The sequence below is a fragment of the Neisseria sp. P0017.S009 genome, assembly GCF_051957375.1.
In the GTDB taxonomy this organism is placed as follows: Bacteria; Pseudomonadota; Gammaproteobacteria; order Burkholderiales; family Neisseriaceae; genus Neisseria; species Neisseria perflava.
Window position 1 is genome coordinate 145,680 of record NZ_JBQCWL010000001.1, and the last position, 14,492, is coordinate 160,171.

Below are 14,492 nucleotides of genomic sequence, written 5' to 3' on the forward strand. Positions count from 1 at the left end.
TCCCTTTTATCAAAGTAAAGGCAAACTCATTTTTAAATTCATCATTCAAATAAACAAAAGGCCGTCTGAAATTTTCAGACGGCCTTTTGTTTCAAGCTTGAACAATCAGATTATTCGGCTGCTTTCTCTTCGCGAGCAGGAGCTTCTAGCAAAGCTTTGATAGACAGGCGTACTCGGCCGCGATCGTCTACTTCCAATGCTTTCACGTTCACAACCTGACCTACTTGCAGGTAGTCGCTGACATTGCGTACGCGCTCGTGGGCGATTTGGCTGATGTGTACCAAACCGTCTTTGCCCGGCATCACGCTGACAATCGCACCAACGTTGTTGTCGAGGATTTTAACCACAGTACCTTCGTACACTTTGCCCACTTCCACTTCGGCAGTGATTTCTTCGATACGTTTTTTCGCTGCATCGCCTGCTTCTTGAGTAGTCGCAGCGATAGTGATGGTACCGTCTTCAGCGATGTTGATTTCAGTACCGGTTTCAGCAGTAATCGAACGAATAGTTTCACCGCCTTTACCAATCACATCACGGATTTTGTCTTGGTTGATTTTCATGGTGAACAAGCGTGGCGCGTGTGCAGACAGTTCTTGCGGGCCTGCAACAGCGGCTTTCATCTGATCCAAGATGTGCAAACGTGCTTCTTTGGCTTGAGCCAAAGCGATTTGCATGATTTCTTTGGTAATACCTTGGATTTTGATGTCCATTTGCAGTGCGGTCACACCTTCGGTTGTACCGGCTACTTTAAAGTCCATATCGCCCAAGTGGTCTTCGTCACCCAAGATGTCGGTCAGGACGGCAAATTTGTTGTTGTCCAAAATCAGACCCATGGCGATACCGGCAACGTGTGCTTTCAAAGGCACACCGGCAGACAACAGGCTCAGGCAGCCGCCGCAGACGGAAGCCATAGAGGAAGAGCCGTTGGATTCGGTAATTTCAGAAACCACGCGCATGGTGTAGCTGAAATCTTCAGGTTCCGGCAATACGGCCAACAATGCACGTTTAGCCAAGCGGCCGTGACCGATTTCACGACGTTTTGGCGCACCTACGCGACCCACTTCGCCGGTAGAGTATGGTGGAAAGTTGTAGTGCAGCATGAAGCGGTCGGTGTATTCGCCGGACAGTGCATCAATGATCTGCTCGTCGCGTGAAGTGCCCAAAGTTGCAACCGCCAAAGCTTGGGTTTCGCCACGGGTAAACAGTGCAGAACCGTGAGTGCGCGGCAATACGCCGGTTTGAATGTTCAACGGACGAACAGTGCGGGTGTCGCGACCGTCGATACGCGGTTGGCCGTCCAAAATTTGGCTGCGGACAACATCGGCTTCCAAGTGTTTGAAAATGCCTTTGATTTCGTTGGCTGCCAAAGTGTCGGTTTCTTCGGTAATCAACGCTTCTTTTACAGCATTCCAAGCTTCGTCCAATTTGGCAGAACGCGCTTGTTTTTGACGGATTTTGAACGCTTCTTTAATGGTTTCGCCGGCAATTTCGCGTACTTTTGCAACCAATTCTTCATTGGTTTCAGGTGCTTTCCAATCCCAAACTTCCGGGTTGACTTCGTCGGCAAACTCATTGATGGCATTAATGGCCACTTGCATTTGATCATGACCGTAAACAACCGCACCCAGCATCACTTCTTCAGACAAGATGTCGGCTTCGGATTCCACCATCAACACGGCTTTAGAAGTACCGGCAACAACCAAGTCCAATTGTGATTTGGCCAATTCGGCTTTAGTCGGATTCAAAACGTACACGCCGTTTACATAACCTACGCGTGCCGCGCCAATCGGACCGGCAAACGGTACGCCGCTCAACACCAGCGCGGCAGATGCACCCAACATTGCAGGAATGTCAGAATCAATTTCAGGGTCAACAGACACCACCATCGCTACGATTTGGATGTCGTGATAGAAACCTTCAGGGAACAAAGGACGAATCGGACGGTCGATCAGACGGCTGGTCAGGATTTCTTTTTCGCTTTGTTTGCCTTCGCGTTTGAAGAAACCGCCGGGGATTTTCCCTGCTGCGTAAGTACGCTCAAGGTAATCGACAGTCAGAGGAAAGAAGTCTTGGCCTTCTTTCACTTCTTTGTTGGTAGTCACAGCAACCAAAACAACGGTGTCGCCCATGGATACTTTAACGGCAGCAGCGGCTTGGCGGGCGATTTCGCCGGTTTCCAAAGTAACGGTTTGATTACCGTATTGGAAGGTCTTAACGTGTTTATTGAACATTATTGTTCCTTTCAAAATACCGCACTGCTAAAACACTAATAATGCACACTAAAATCCGAATGTGCATAGTTAGGGTTTCAGACCGTGCGGCAGGTTATAAACAAGCTTTCAGACGGCCTTTAAGGCGCTGAAAACAACTCTCGATTATAAAGGCAACCATCCTTAAAATCCAGTATTTATACAATAAAAAGGCCGTCTGAAACATATCCTTTTCAGACGGCCTTCAAACTTAAAAATCAATCCTGAGTCAGCAAAGTCAATGCTTCCTGATATTTTTCGACTGTTTTTTGAATCACATCGGCAGGCACTTTAGGCGCAGGCGCTTTTTTATTCCAACCGCTTTGCTCCAGCCAGTCGCGGACAAATTGTTTGTCAAAAGACGGCGGATTGGTGCCGACTTTGTATTGGTCTGCAGGCCAAAAACGACTGGAGTCAGGCGTTAATACTTCGTCCATCAAAGTCAGCGTACCTTCTTCATCCAAACCAAATTCAAACTTGGTATCGCAAATGATAATACCGCGAGATTTCGCATATTCGGCCGCTTCTGTATAAAGCTGAATCGCTTTGGCGCGCACCTCCGCCGCCAATTCTTTTCCGATAATGCGTTCGCATTCTTCAAAGCTGATGTTTTCATCATGATCGCCAACTGCGGCTTTGGTCGATGGCGTAAAAATCACTTCGGGCAACTGTTGCGCTTCCTGCATACCTTCGGGCAGTTGAATACCGCAAACAGAGCCTGTCTTTTGATAATCTTTCCAACCGCTGCCTGCCAGATAACCGCGCACAATAGCCTCCACTTTCACCGGAGTGAGTTTTTTAGCCACGACGGCGCGTTTCTCTAAAACTTTAGCTTCGTTTTCAGGCAAAACATCGTAAACCGTATGGCCGGTAAAATGGTTAGGCATGATATGAGCCAGTTTTTTAAACCAAAAATTGGAAATCTGCGTCAGAATCTCCCCTTTACCCGGAATCGGGTCATCCAAAATCACATCGAATGCAGACAGACGGTCGGAAGCAACCATCAGCATACGTTTATCGTCAATTTCGTACAAATCGCGGACTTTGCCGGAGTAGATTTTTTTCAAGCTGATTTCAGACATTTCAGGTATCTCTTTAGTAGACAGAAGAATGCGGTATTTTAGCCCAATTTGGAATTTTTCGTCAGATTGTTTACAAAATAAAGGCCGTCTGAAACCTTATATTTTGGTTTCAGACGGCCTTATCCGTTGATTTCAGAGAAAAACCCTGAAAATCACCATCCTATCAGATTACAGAAACTTGAGTCTGATCTTGGATGTGGTTTACAGCAGACAGAGAGTAGTAGTCGCCGTGGCCGGTTACTTGGTAAGTGCTACCGTCAGCAAACTTGAAGTTTTCAACTTTGTGATTGTTACCAGTGAACCAGTCGTCGATGGTGATGCTGTCGTTAGTACCGACAGAAACAGTCAGATTAGCACCTGATTTGCTCAGCAATACGTCAGAAGCTGCAACGCCTTTACCGAACAACAGGGTGTCATTACCGCTTTCTTCACGGATAGTATCATGACCGTAACCTTTGTCGAAGAAGTAAGTGTCGTTACCGGTACCACCGATCAGGATGTCGTTGCCGACACCACCGTCGAGGTAGTCGTTACCGTCTTTGCCAACCAGGCAGTCGTCGCCGGCCAAACCGTACAGATGGTTGTTGCCGCCGTTACCTTCGATGTTGTTGTTCAAAGAGTTACCGGTACCGTTCAGGTTTTGCATACCTTGCAAGAACAGGTTTTCAACGTGATCGGTCAGGGTGTAGTCAATAACGGTACGAACAGTATCGATACCGGCTTGTGCATTGCCGTACTCGATAACTTGGTCGTTGGCATTGTCAACGAAATAAACATCGTTACCGTCGCCACCGCGCATGATGTCAGCACCTGAACCACCGTTCAGGTAGTCGTTACCGGCACCACCTTGCAGGTAGTCTTTACCTTCTTCACCGTACAGAGAGTCACCGTCGGCATCACCGTAAATGGTGTCGTTACCAGCACCGGCGTAGATTACGTCTGTGCCGTTGCCACCGTAGATGATGTCTTCGCAAGCAGTACCATAAATGGTATCTTTAGCATCAGTACCGCGGATAACGTTGCCGTCTTTGCAGTCTTCAGCACGGATGACATTACCTGGGTTTTTATCTTCGTGACCGTATGAGTTGTTTTGGTTATGATCGTCAACACAGTCTTTGCAGTCTGGCTCTGGCTTAGGCTCAGGTTTTGGCTCAGGTTTTGGTTCTGGTTTAGGCTCAGGTTTTGGTTCTGGCTTAGGCTCAGGTTTTGGTTCTGGCTTAGGCTCAGGTTTTGGTTGAGGTTTTGGTTCTGGTTGCGGTTCTGGTTGTGGCTCAGGTTTAGGCTCAGGTTTAGGTTGAGGTTTAGGCTGAGGTCGTGGTTTTGGTTGTGGTGGTGTCGGTTTGATTGGATCACAGTTGTAAGGTGGGCAAACCGGAACACATTTGTAAACGGTGGTTTTTGCTGGTGGGCAGAAAGCCGCAATAGCAGAAACCAAACCAGTTACCGCATTAACTACTGACACGCCGACGCTGGCAATGCTAGCGATGCTGCCGATAGAAACAGAAGATTTTGCTGCAGGAGCGCAGTAGTAAGATGAGAAGGAAGCCTTAGGCGCAGGAGCGCAGTAAGAACTAACCAGGGGTCTAGCATAATACCCCCCGTAACAGTATGCCATAATAATTACTCCCAAAATAGTTAATAAAGATATTGAGCTGACGGAACGAGCAAATTCCGCCCTTGCTCAATTATTATTTTAGTAATATTTTGCAAAATATTTACTCAAAAATATCAAACGGTAGAATTTGCCGATAAAAGGACGGAGTTTCGCCTGTTTTTAAATTCCATTATCCTAGCAACAATAAAAACATTAACATTGATTCACATTCTCTCAAACAGCATAGATCCTTTATCTATCTTATTAAAAGCTGAACTTTAACTCTAGTTATAGTAAACAAACATAATACCAATAAATGGTTATTATTATGGATAGATAATATCGATAATTTGCCCAAATACAGCCGCCTCTGCATTTTGTTCTACGCCAATAATGTGAATTTGTCGTATTTACACTATAATGACACGAATACCTATTTAACAGCTATCAGAGGAGATACTCAACCATGCGTACTTTATTGACCGGAGCCAAAGGTCAGCTTGCCCGTTGTCTGCGCGACCGCCTGCCCGAAGATTGGGAACTGATTGCTACCGACTCTACTTCGCTGGACATTACCGATACCGAAGCCGTGCATCATATGATTAAAAACTTCCAACCAGATGCCATCGTTAATGCCGCAGCTTACACTGCCGTCGATAAAGCAGAAGAAAACGCAGAGGCTGCTTTTGCCGTCAACGCAACTGCTGTTCACAACCTGGCCGCAGCCGCCCGCGCCGCACACGCCCGCTTTATCCATATTTCCACTGATTATGTATTCGACGGCGAAGGCAAACGCCCTTACCGCGAAACCGACTATACCAATCCGCGCAGCACTTACGGTCAATCCAAAGTAGCAGGCGAACTTTTGGCTTTAGCCGCGCATCCGGAAAGTACAATCGTCCGTACTTCATGGCTGTTTAGCGAATACGGCAGCAATTTCGTCAAAACCATGCTGCGCCTTGCCAAAGAACGTGATTCCCTCTCCATTGTTCACGACCAAACCGGCTGCCCGACTTATGCAGGCGACTTGGCTCACGCCATCATCAGTTTACTGCAACAGCCCACTTCCCCACGCGGCATCTTCCATTACTGTGGCAACAAATCGGCAACATGGTACGAATTTACCAAAGCCATCTTTCAGACGGCCCACCAATTAGACGACAGCTTCCGCATTCCGGAACTGAACGCGATTACCACCGAACAATACCCCCTGCCCGCTCCGCGTCCGGCATACAGCATTATGGATTGCTCACGCCTAGAGACCGAGTTTGGTATCAAACCGTCCGACTGGCAAAGAGCCCTGCGCGAAATTCTCCGCAAAATTGACTGATAAGCTGATCCATCTATATCAAGGCCGTCTGAAAACATATTTTCAGACGGCCTCTTTGTTTCTTTTATATCAAATGCTTTATCTATCCAGTCTGTCATTTGAAAAGTGCTACAATAGCCGTTTATTTTATTTTTCAGACGGCCTGACAATATGTGCAACCATCATCCCAAATATTCACACGATAATGACACCATCCGCATCCGCGGCGCGCGTACACATAATTTAAAAAATGTCGATTTGGACATTCCGCGCCACAAACTCGTGGTGGTAACAGGATTGTCAGGCAGCGGCAAATCGTCGCTGGCGTTTGATACTTTATATGCCGAAGGCCAACGCCGTTATGTTGAGAGCCTTTCCGCCTATGCCCGTCAGTTCTTACAGATGATGGACAAACCCGATGTCGATTTGATTGAAGGCTTGTCGCCTGCAATTTCCATCGAGCAGAAATCCACCAGCCACAACCCGCGTTCCACCGTCGGCACGGTAACGGAAATTCACGACTATTTGCGCCTTTTGTACGCACGCGTCGGCACACCCTACTGCCCCGAACACAAGCTGCCGCTGTCGAGCCAAACCGTATCTCAGATGGTCGATGCCGTCTTGAAGCTGCCGGAAGACACGCGCGTGATGATTCTGGCGCCGGCGGTGCGTGAGCGTAAGGGCGAGTTTGTCGATTTCTTTGCCGACTTGCAGGCGCAAGGCTTTGCGCGTGTACGCGTGGACGGCGAGGTCTATCAGCTTGACGAAGTACCGAAGCTGGAAAAAAACATTAAACACAACATCGACGTCGTCATCGACCGCGTGAAAGTGAAGGCGGACATCAAGCAGCGGCTGGCAGAAAGTTTTGAAACCGCGCTACGCCACGGCAACGAGCGCGCGTTGGCGATGGAAATGGACAGCGGCGAAGAGCATTGGTTCTCCGCGCGTTTTGCCTGCCCCGTATGTTCGTACAGTCTGCCCGAATTAGAGCCGCGCCTGTTTTCCTTCAACAACCCGATGGGCTCCTGCCCAACTTGCGACGGCTTGGGCAATACCAACTTCTTTGATCCTGAAAAAGTGGTCGCGCATCCCGAATTATCCTTAGCCGCAGGCGCGATTGACGGCTGGGACAAGCGCAACCAGTTCTATTTCCAAATGATTCAGTCGCTGGCGCGGCATTATGGTTTCGATGTGCAGGCTGCTTGGGAAACACTGCCTGAAAAAGTCAGAAAAGTTGTCTTGCACGGCTCGGGCAAAGAAGTCATTGATTTTACTTACCTGTCCGAACGCGGCACCACCTTCAACCGCAGCCACGCCTTCGAAGGCATCATCCCCAATCTCGAACGCCGCTACCGAGAAACCGACAGCGAAACCGTGCGCGAAAAACTACGCGAATACCAAAACCACCGTGCCTGCCCAAGCTGCGGCGGCGCACGTTTGCGCAAAGAAGCGCGCTACGTTTACGTCAGCGGCGAACCATTGCACGAAGTCTCCGCCTGGCCGCTGACCAAAACCCACCAATTTTTTGAAACGCTGGATTTGGACGGCAACAAAAAACAAATCGCCGAAAAAATCCTCAAAGAAATCACCGAACGCCTTGGCTTCCTGATTAACGTCGGGCTGGATTACCTGAACTTGAGCCGCTCCGCCGAAACCCTTTCCGGCGGCGAAGCCCAGCGCATCCGCCTCGCCAGCCAAATCGGCAGCGGCCTGACCGGCGTGATGTACGTATTGGACGAACCCTCTATCGGTCTGCACCAGCGCGACAACGACCGCCTGCTCGCCACCCTCAAACGCCTGCGCGATTTGGGCAACAGCGTGATTGTGGTCGAACACGACGAAGACGCCATCCGCGAAGCCGATTTCGTCGTCGATATGGGCCCCGGCGCAGGCGAACACGGCGGCAACGTACTGATTGCCGACACGCCCGAAAACGTCGCCAAATGCGAGCAATCCATTACCGGACAATACCTCAGCGGTAAAAAATCCATTGCTGTGCCGTCTGAACGCACGCCCGTCAATCCCGACCGAATGCTCGTCCTCAAAGGCGCGCACGGTAACAACCTCAAAAACGTTACCCTCGAACTGCCGCTCGGGTTGATTACCTGCATCACCGGCGTATCCGGCAGCGGCAAATCCACCCTGATTAACGACACTCTCGCCAAAATCACCGCCCGCGAACTCAACCGCGCCCAAGAAGAACCCGCCCCATACGACGATATTCAGGGCCTCGAACACCTCGACAAAGTCATCAACGTCGACCAATCCCCCATCGGCCGCACCCCGCGCTCCAACCCCGCCACCTACACCGGCCTGTTCACCCCCATCCGTGAACTCTTCACCGGCGTACCCCTCTCGCGCGAACGCGGCTACAACGTCGGCAGATTCTCCTTCAACGTCAAAGGCGGTCGCTGCGAAGCCTGCCAAGGCGACGGCGTGATCAAAGTCGAAATGCACTTCCTGCCCGACGTGTATGTCCCCTGCGAAGTCTGCCATGGCAAACGCTACAACCGCGAAACCCTCGAAATCCAATACAAAGGCAAAAACATCAGCCAAGTCCTCGACATGACCGTCGAAGAAGCCCGCGAATTTTTCGATGCCGTCCCCACCGTATCGCGCAAACTGCAAACCCTGATGGACGTAGGCCTCGGCTACATCCGCCTCGGCCAGTCCGCCACCACCCTCTCCGGCGGCGAAGCCCAGCGCGTCAAACTCGCCTTGGAACTCTCCAAACGCGACACCGGCAGAACGCTCTATATCCTCGACGAACCCACCACCGGCCTGCACTTCGCCGACATCGCCCTGCTGCTGGAAGTCATAGGTCGTCTGAAAGGCAAAGGCAACTCGATTGTGATTATCGAGCACAATTTGGACGTGATTAAAACCGCGGATTGGATTGTGGATTTAGGGCCTGAAGGCGGCGATGGCGGGGGGAGGATTATTGCGGAAGGCAGCCCTGAGATTGTTGCTAAGGTTAAGGGAAGTTATACTGGGAAGTATTTGAAAAATAGCTTATAGTTAAAACATAGAATATCAAAAAATCACATTCAATTCGTCATTGGGTATCTCTATAGTTAATAAGAAATAAAGGAGAAGATAATGCAGTTTAAACTAATACCGGCATTACTAGTTTTTCTAGGTTCCTATTTTCCTTTAGCAATTATTTTAGCAATTCAAGACATTAAAATATCTTCTTGGGACTCGAATATATGCATTAATTTAGATAAATGTCATTTACCTGAATTTCACAATCCTTGGACTTCTCTGCTAATATTCATGATTACAGGGGGATGCCTTATATTGACTTTTTCTATATTTAAAAAGTCAAGTATGTATATCAAATTAAAATTAGAGAAGCCAAACCAATTCCAACAGAGCTGATTAATTATAGTTTTCCATATATAGTTTCTTTTATGGGAGTTGATTATGAGTCAATTGGGAAAATAGTTGGTTTGATTATTTTTCTTGCATGGTTGTTTTTACTTACTTATAAGTCTCAGCAAATTATTATGAATCCAATACTATTAATTTTTGGATGGAATTTATATGATGCTAATATCTGCATAGATAAACATAATATCTCTACTAAAATATTAAGCAAAATTAAATTAACTTCCAATAAAATTTATTCTTGTGAGAAAATTCAAAGTATTTATGTAATAAAAGGAGACAATGAGAATGACTGAGTTTGACCTATGGAAATCATTTAACTATCAAGAATCTAATGTTCAATTATGGGTATTTAAGAAGAGTCAATCATCTGCTAAATTCCGTGGATGGCATGTGAAAACTGATCCTGCCATAGAACAGCTTTTTCGAGATGCAGCAAGTAAAGATGTAACATTGACAACAGAACATCTTTCTTATCAACCATTATCTCAAAATAATGAAAATAGTTGTCTAACTCACTCTTTATCAGAAAGTGAAGGCTTGACTGCATTATTAAATGTAGTTAACCAGCCCGCGACTGAGAATATTGATGCTAAACTAAAGCATCTGAAAGGAGCTATTGGTTATTTAGTTAAATTTCAATTTGATAGCCAAGTGGTTTATGCAATTAGAAAAACTGCTCCAACATGGAAACCTAAAATTCGTAATTCTTTTATTAATGCTATTTTCCAAAATGGAGAATTATCCGCAACACCTGAAGAAACCTTCTCTTTTGATGACTATTTTGATTTTTACTGCATTAATGAGGTCATTTTTATAAAATCGAAGCGTGCATATGAAAGTACAACTTCAGATAAAAAAAGCTACCAAAGGAATTTTGATAGCTTATTAATAGATCCATCATTCATAGATATTTTTGTTGATATTGAACCTTTAAAAAATTATGTTGGTAGTAATTCGATACAATTACGCAGGATGACAGTTATACAAGATAAGGCATTATATTCAAAACCTAATTTCTTAGAAAAAGTACAAGAAATTAGTTCAAATAGAGATTTTGGTCTAAATTTTGATGATGGTGGCAAACTTATAATATGCAGCGAAACTGTTAAAACAATAATACAAATATTATTAGATCATAGATTATTAAGTGAAATTACTGAAACAATATATGATGTCCCAGATACGGAAGTTGTTTGAAAAAAGCAAGCCGTAGCCTGCATACCCAACTGACCGCGTGCGTGCGTACCGCACACACCCTACCTATGAATTACTCGGAACTTAAAAACCAACGCGTAGGGTGTGTGCGGTACGCACGCACGCGGTTGCTTGATTGACGGTTTGCCGTTTCAACTTTTAACTTCGTTGAAGCTAGCGCTTTCAGACGGCCTCCAATGTCGTCTGAAAACGTCAGTTTCAACAAAGTTAAAACCTTAAACAACAAATCATTCCTTCTCCAACATCCAAACCACAAACAAAAATCCTATGGCGCGTTATCGCAGAAACTTCATTGCCGGCGGTACATTCTTTTTCACCGTCAAACTCGCCGATCCCAAAGCGCGCCTGCTTATTGAACATATCGGTTTATTGCGTGCGGCCTATATGGATGTGCAAAAACAATATCCCTTTGAAACCGTCGCCGTATGCGTACTGCCGAACCATATTCACGCCATTTGGACGCTGCCGCCCGATGATGCGGATTATTCCCTGCGCTGGCGGCTGATTAAAACCAAATTCTCCACACACTTCCCTCGTGCCGAAAACCTGTCTGCCAGCAAACAGCGGCGGCACGAACGCGGTATTTGGCAACGGCGTTTTTATGAGCACACCGTGCGCGACGAAACGGATTTGCAACGTTGCGCGGACTACATCCATTTCAATCCCGTCAAACATGGATTGTGCGCCAATGTCCGCGATTGGCCGTTTTCGTCGTTTCACCGTTATGTGAGGGACGGATGGCTGCCGTTAGATTGGGGTGGCACAAAAGAAACAGCGGTAATGAGTTTCGGAGAGTGAATGCTATAAAAAACTACCGACCGCGTGCGTGGCTGCGCCACACACCCTACCTGCGAATCAGACGGAACTTCAAAATATTAAAGTATCAAGCATTGTTGTTTAATTAAAATCATATCATTGAAAGAGTCAGTCTATCTAAACATACTAATACTAAAGGCCGTCTGAAATTTCAGACGGCCTTTGCTTTTTTAAGTAATCCTTTTTTCAATGATTACGCCGCTTTACGGTGATAATGTCTGAGTGCGTGCTCTTTGCGACGACCGCTTGAGAAGGCGGATACGCGCTTCAGATAACCGATCACTCGAGTGCCGTAGTCAATATCGTGGCTGCCGCAAGCAGAACAGGCGTGCAGGGTGCGTTTGTCGATGTGGCCGCATTCGTTGCAGATGGTGATGCGCACGTTCACGCAGAAGTAGTTGCAGCCGGTTTGCGCGGCGATGTCCAGCAGCGAGCGGTAGCCGGATTCGGGCAGGGCTTCGTCTAGGTTCAGGTGCAGCGCGGAGCCGCCGTCGAGCCAGTCCACCAGTTCTTTGCCGTGCAGCAGGAATTTGTCGAGCGCGTTGATTTCTTCGTCTTCGACGACGTAGAAATAGGAGTTGTAGCATTCGCGGCTGACTTTGTAACCGTCGGCTTTGTCCCATTTGGCGTTTTTCACGCCGAGGTTTTCGGCGGGGACAAACTCGGTGTTGAACTTCACGCCGTAATGCTTGCTAGCGGCTTGGTTGGCTTCAAATATGGTTTTCAGACGGCCTTGGACGAAGTTGATGTAGTCGTCGTTGTAACCGACTTTGATGCCTTGCGATTCGGCGGCTTCCGCCATGCCGTTGATGCCGATGGTGAGGAACTGTTTGTCCAACGTAATGAAGCCTGCATCATAAACGGGCAGCATTCCGGCGGCTTGGTATTCTTCCATAAGTTTGCGGTAGGCGTATTGGTATTTGTGGATTTTGGCCACTTCGGCGGCAAGGTCGCGCCCGTCTTGTTCCAATCGGTTCATATTGATGGTGATGACGTTGATGGAACCGGTCGCCACGCCGCCCGCGCCGAGGGTGTAGCTGAAGGTTCGGTCTTCGATGGCGTTACGCAGGCGGCAGCAGGAAGCCAAGGAGTCGGGGTTGTCGGAAAGATAGACGAAGAAGGAATTGCCTTCCGCCAATTCTTTCGCCATTTCGTCGGCGAACACGGTGTCTTTGCATTTGCCGCCGTCGGTCAGCATCGCAGCGGTCACGACGGGGAAGGTCAAAACGGCTTTGGTGCGCTCTTGATTAAACCATTTAAGGAAGAAGTTTTGCAGCTTCGCCACGCTCGGCCAAACCGGTTTGCTGAAATCGGGGAAGACGAAATCGCCGAACATCGCGTCAAAATAGTATTGATCGTAAACGGAAATATTCCAGAATACGCTTTGATAACCGCGTGCGGCGGCAGGCTGGTTGATGCTGTACACCACCTGCTGCATATGGTTGGCGATTTCTTTGCCGTGGGTTTCCAAATAATCGTCGCCGTAGTCTTTGCGGGCGAAGTAGTCGAAATAAGTCAGAAATTCCACTGTCGCCACCGCGCCGGCAAACTGCGCGCTGATGGCAAACACTAGGTTGATAAACGAACCGCAAAACGAAGCCAGATGCTGCGGCGCCTTGGATTCTCCGCCGAGTTTGCTTAAGCCGTCGAGCAGGAAGGGATACAGCGTAACCGACACACAATAAGGCTTGAGGCTGGTTTCGTCGTGCACATAAATCTCATGCGCCTCAATCTGGCGGATGTATTCGGCGGCAACAGATTGGTCGAAAATTTCGGCGATCTTGCGCGACACTTGGGCGCGGTTAATCTGCACGAAAAAGTCTTTCATGATTTCCGCTTCCATCGTGGCGATGTTTTTTTGCGTTACGTTGGCGTTGGCGTCCATTTTCGAGCCGTCCGCCGCGTTTTGCGCGCTGATGTAGTCGCGCATGAATTGTAGTTTTCCGTTTAACTGTTCGGGATGCAGCCGAATCATGTTAATTCTCCTGTATGGTTTGGATGATTTATCAAGCAATGACGGTCAGGCCGTCTGAAACATCGCTGTCAGCGAATACAATAAATTCAATTTAAATCAGTGCAATACAGCATTAAGCTAAATTGAAGCCACTGGAAAAACTTTAGGCGTAGGTTTGTCTTTGATAAACAATCGGTTCAACACTTCGCCCGTACGCAAATCAATAAACTTCTGATTGGTGGTCGGGCTGTCCAAGCCGCCCAGCTCCATCTGCCAGCGGCCGGTTTTCAGATACGTCAGATAAGGCAGGATGCCGTCTGAAACCGCCTCCAGCTCTTCACGCTCCAGGCCGGTGTACAAACAGGCTTTCAAACCTTCCTCGGCAACAATAGCCAGCATTTTCTGCAAAGCTTCCGGCTGCCATTCTCCGCCCATAAACAACACGCAGCTGATTAATCCGCGATAGCGTTTCAGACGGCCTTTCAAATAATCCTCGGTCAATTCCGTGCCGATGCCCTCTTTCCATGTATCGGCACTGTGACAGCCTTTGCAACGCAACGGACAGCCTGAAAACAGAAACGCCAACGATACTTCGCCCGGCACTTCCTGCCATACAATTTGCTCGATTGTGAATTTCAAACCGCTCATTGCAATGCCATAAAACACAAGATATGGTGTGAATTAAAACACAATACTACTAGATATGGTATTTTATTTAACAATCCATCTTTATTTTGTAATAGGTTTTTATAATTTGATAGATTGTAAATTTCAATAATTACATCTACACGGCTCCCTTGATAAAGGCCGTCTGAAAACAATTTCAGTGCATTAATATAAAAAAAGAAAAGCAAACTCCGTTATAACAAAGACGGTTTTA

The 14,492-nt window shown here is 47.5% G+C and carries 10 protein-coding genes; 4 read left to right on the forward strand and 6 right to left on the reverse strand.

Annotation, left to right across the window (positions count from 1 at the left end; genetic code table 11):
• Positions 1-110: 110 nt before the first annotated feature.
• The 3 genes from pnp to ACTHTG_RS00690 form a co-directional block, all read right to left on the reverse strand.
• Positions 111-2,231, reverse strand: a complete 2,121-nt coding sequence (gene pnp / locus ACTHTG_RS00680; RefSeq protein WP_003683274.1) for a polyribonucleotide nucleotidyltransferase — start codon at positions 2,229-2,231, stop codon at positions 111-113.
• Positions 2,232-2,467: 236 nt separating this feature from the next.
• Positions 2,468-3,331 carry a phosphoribosylaminoimidazolesuccinocarboxamide synthase gene (locus tag ACTHTG_RS00685; protein ID WP_070460812.1) on the reverse strand — a complete coding sequence of 288 codons (864 nt, stop codon included), beginning with the start codon at positions 3,329-3,331 and terminating at the stop codon, positions 2,468-2,470.
• 163 nt (positions 3,332-3,494) lie between these two features.
• The gene (locus ACTHTG_RS00690) at positions 3,495-4,946 is read right to left on the reverse strand and encodes a calcium-binding protein (RefSeq protein WP_440360426.1); all 1,452 of its coding nucleotides are present in this window, start codon (positions 4,944-4,946) and stop codon (positions 3,495-3,497) included.
• Between the two features lie 445 nt (positions 4,947-5,391).
• Between ACTHTG_RS00690 and rfbD the strand changes: the two genes are divergently transcribed.
• The 3 genes from rfbD to ACTHTG_RS00705 all read left to right on the forward strand — a co-directional run bounded on the left by rfbD (position 5,392) and on the right by ACTHTG_RS00705 (position 10,824).
• On the forward strand, positions 5,392-6,255 hold the full coding sequence (gene rfbD / locus ACTHTG_RS00695; protein WP_070460814.1) for a dTDP-4-dehydrorhamnose reductase: 864 nt from the start codon (positions 5,392-5,394) through the stop codon (positions 6,253-6,255).
• A 150-nt stretch (positions 6,256-6,405) separates the two neighbouring features.
• The gene (uvrA, locus tag ACTHTG_RS00700) at positions 6,406-9,252 is read left to right on the forward strand and encodes an excinuclease ABC subunit UvrA (RefSeq protein ID WP_440360427.1); all 2,847 of its coding nucleotides are present in this window, start codon (positions 6,406-6,408) and stop codon (positions 9,250-9,252) included.
• A gap of 660 nt (positions 9,253-9,912) precedes the next feature.
• On the forward strand, positions 9,913-10,824 hold the full coding sequence (locus ACTHTG_RS00705) for a Kiwa anti-phage protein KwaB-like domain-containing protein (RefSeq protein WP_315039221.1): 912 nt from the start codon (positions 9,913-9,915) through the stop codon (positions 10,822-10,824).
• 70 nt (positions 10,825-10,894) lie between these two features.
• On the opposite strand, the gene ACTHTG_RS00710 is transcribed toward ACTHTG_RS00705, so the two are convergent.
• A complete protein-coding gene (locus ACTHTG_RS00710; protein ID WP_440360428.1) occupies positions 10,895-11,065 on the reverse strand; it encodes a hypothetical protein in 171 nt (56 codons plus the stop codon).
• 44 nt (positions 11,066-11,109) lie between these two features.
• On the opposite strand from ACTHTG_RS00710, the gene ACTHTG_RS00715 reads away from it, so the two are divergent.
• Entirely contained in the window at positions 11,110-11,640 is a 531-nt protein-coding gene (locus ACTHTG_RS00715) for an REP-associated tyrosine transposase (RefSeq protein ID WP_107810491.1), read from the forward strand.
• A 211-nt stretch (positions 11,641-11,851) separates the two neighbouring features.
• Here the strand turns inward: ACTHTG_RS00715 and nrdD are convergent, their stop codons facing one another.
• Both nrdD and nrdG read right to left on the reverse strand, forming a co-directional pair.
• Positions 11,852-13,633 (reverse strand): anaerobic ribonucleoside-triphosphate reductase, encoded by a 1,782-nt coding sequence (nrdD, locus tag ACTHTG_RS00720; RefSeq protein WP_440360429.1) that lies wholly within the window; start codon positions 13,631-13,633, stop codon positions 11,852-11,854.
• A 117-nt stretch (positions 13,634-13,750) separates the two neighbouring features.
• Positions 13,751-14,260, reverse strand: a complete 510-nt coding sequence (gene nrdG, locus ACTHTG_RS00725; RefSeq protein ID WP_004519765.1) for an anaerobic ribonucleoside-triphosphate reductase activating protein — start codon at positions 14,258-14,260, stop codon at positions 13,751-13,753.
• Positions 14,261-14,492 lie beyond the last annotated feature (232 nt).

What these genes read in the sequence shown, in the direction of transcription:
- pnp (WP_003683274.1), bottom strand. Translation starts at nt 2,231, where the DNA reads ATGTTCAATAAACACGTTAAGACCTTCCAATACGGTAATCAAACCGTT.
- ACTHTG_RS00685 (WP_070460812.1), bottom strand. Translation starts at nt 3,331, where the DNA reads ATGTCTGAAATCAGCTTGAAAAAAATCTACTCCGGCAAAGTCCGCGAT.
- ACTHTG_RS00690 (WP_440360426.1), bottom strand. Translation starts at nt 4,946, where the DNA reads ATGGCATACTGTTACGGGGGGTATTATGCTAGACCCCTGGTTAGTTCT.
- rfbD (WP_070460814.1), top strand. Translation starts at nt 5,392, where the DNA reads ATGCGTACTTTATTGACCGGAGCCAAAGGTCAGCTTGCCCGTTGTCTG.
- uvrA (WP_440360427.1), top strand. Translation starts at nt 6,406, where the DNA reads ATGTGCAACCATCATCCCAAATATTCACACGATAATGACACCATCCGC.
- ACTHTG_RS00705 (WP_315039221.1), top strand. Translation starts at nt 9,913, where the DNA reads ATGACTGAGTTTGACCTATGGAAATCATTTAACTATCAAGAATCTAAT.
- ACTHTG_RS00715 (WP_107810491.1), top strand. Translation starts at nt 11,110, where the DNA reads ATGGCGCGTTATCGCAGAAACTTCATTGCCGGCGGTACATTCTTTTTC.
- nrdD (WP_440360429.1), bottom strand. Translation starts at nt 13,633, where the DNA reads ATGATTCGGCTGCATCCCGAACAGTTAAACGGAAAACTACAATTCATG.
- nrdG (WP_004519765.1), bottom strand. Translation starts at nt 14,260, where the DNA reads ATGAGCGGTTTGAAATTCACAATCGAGCAAATTGTATGGCAGGAAGTG.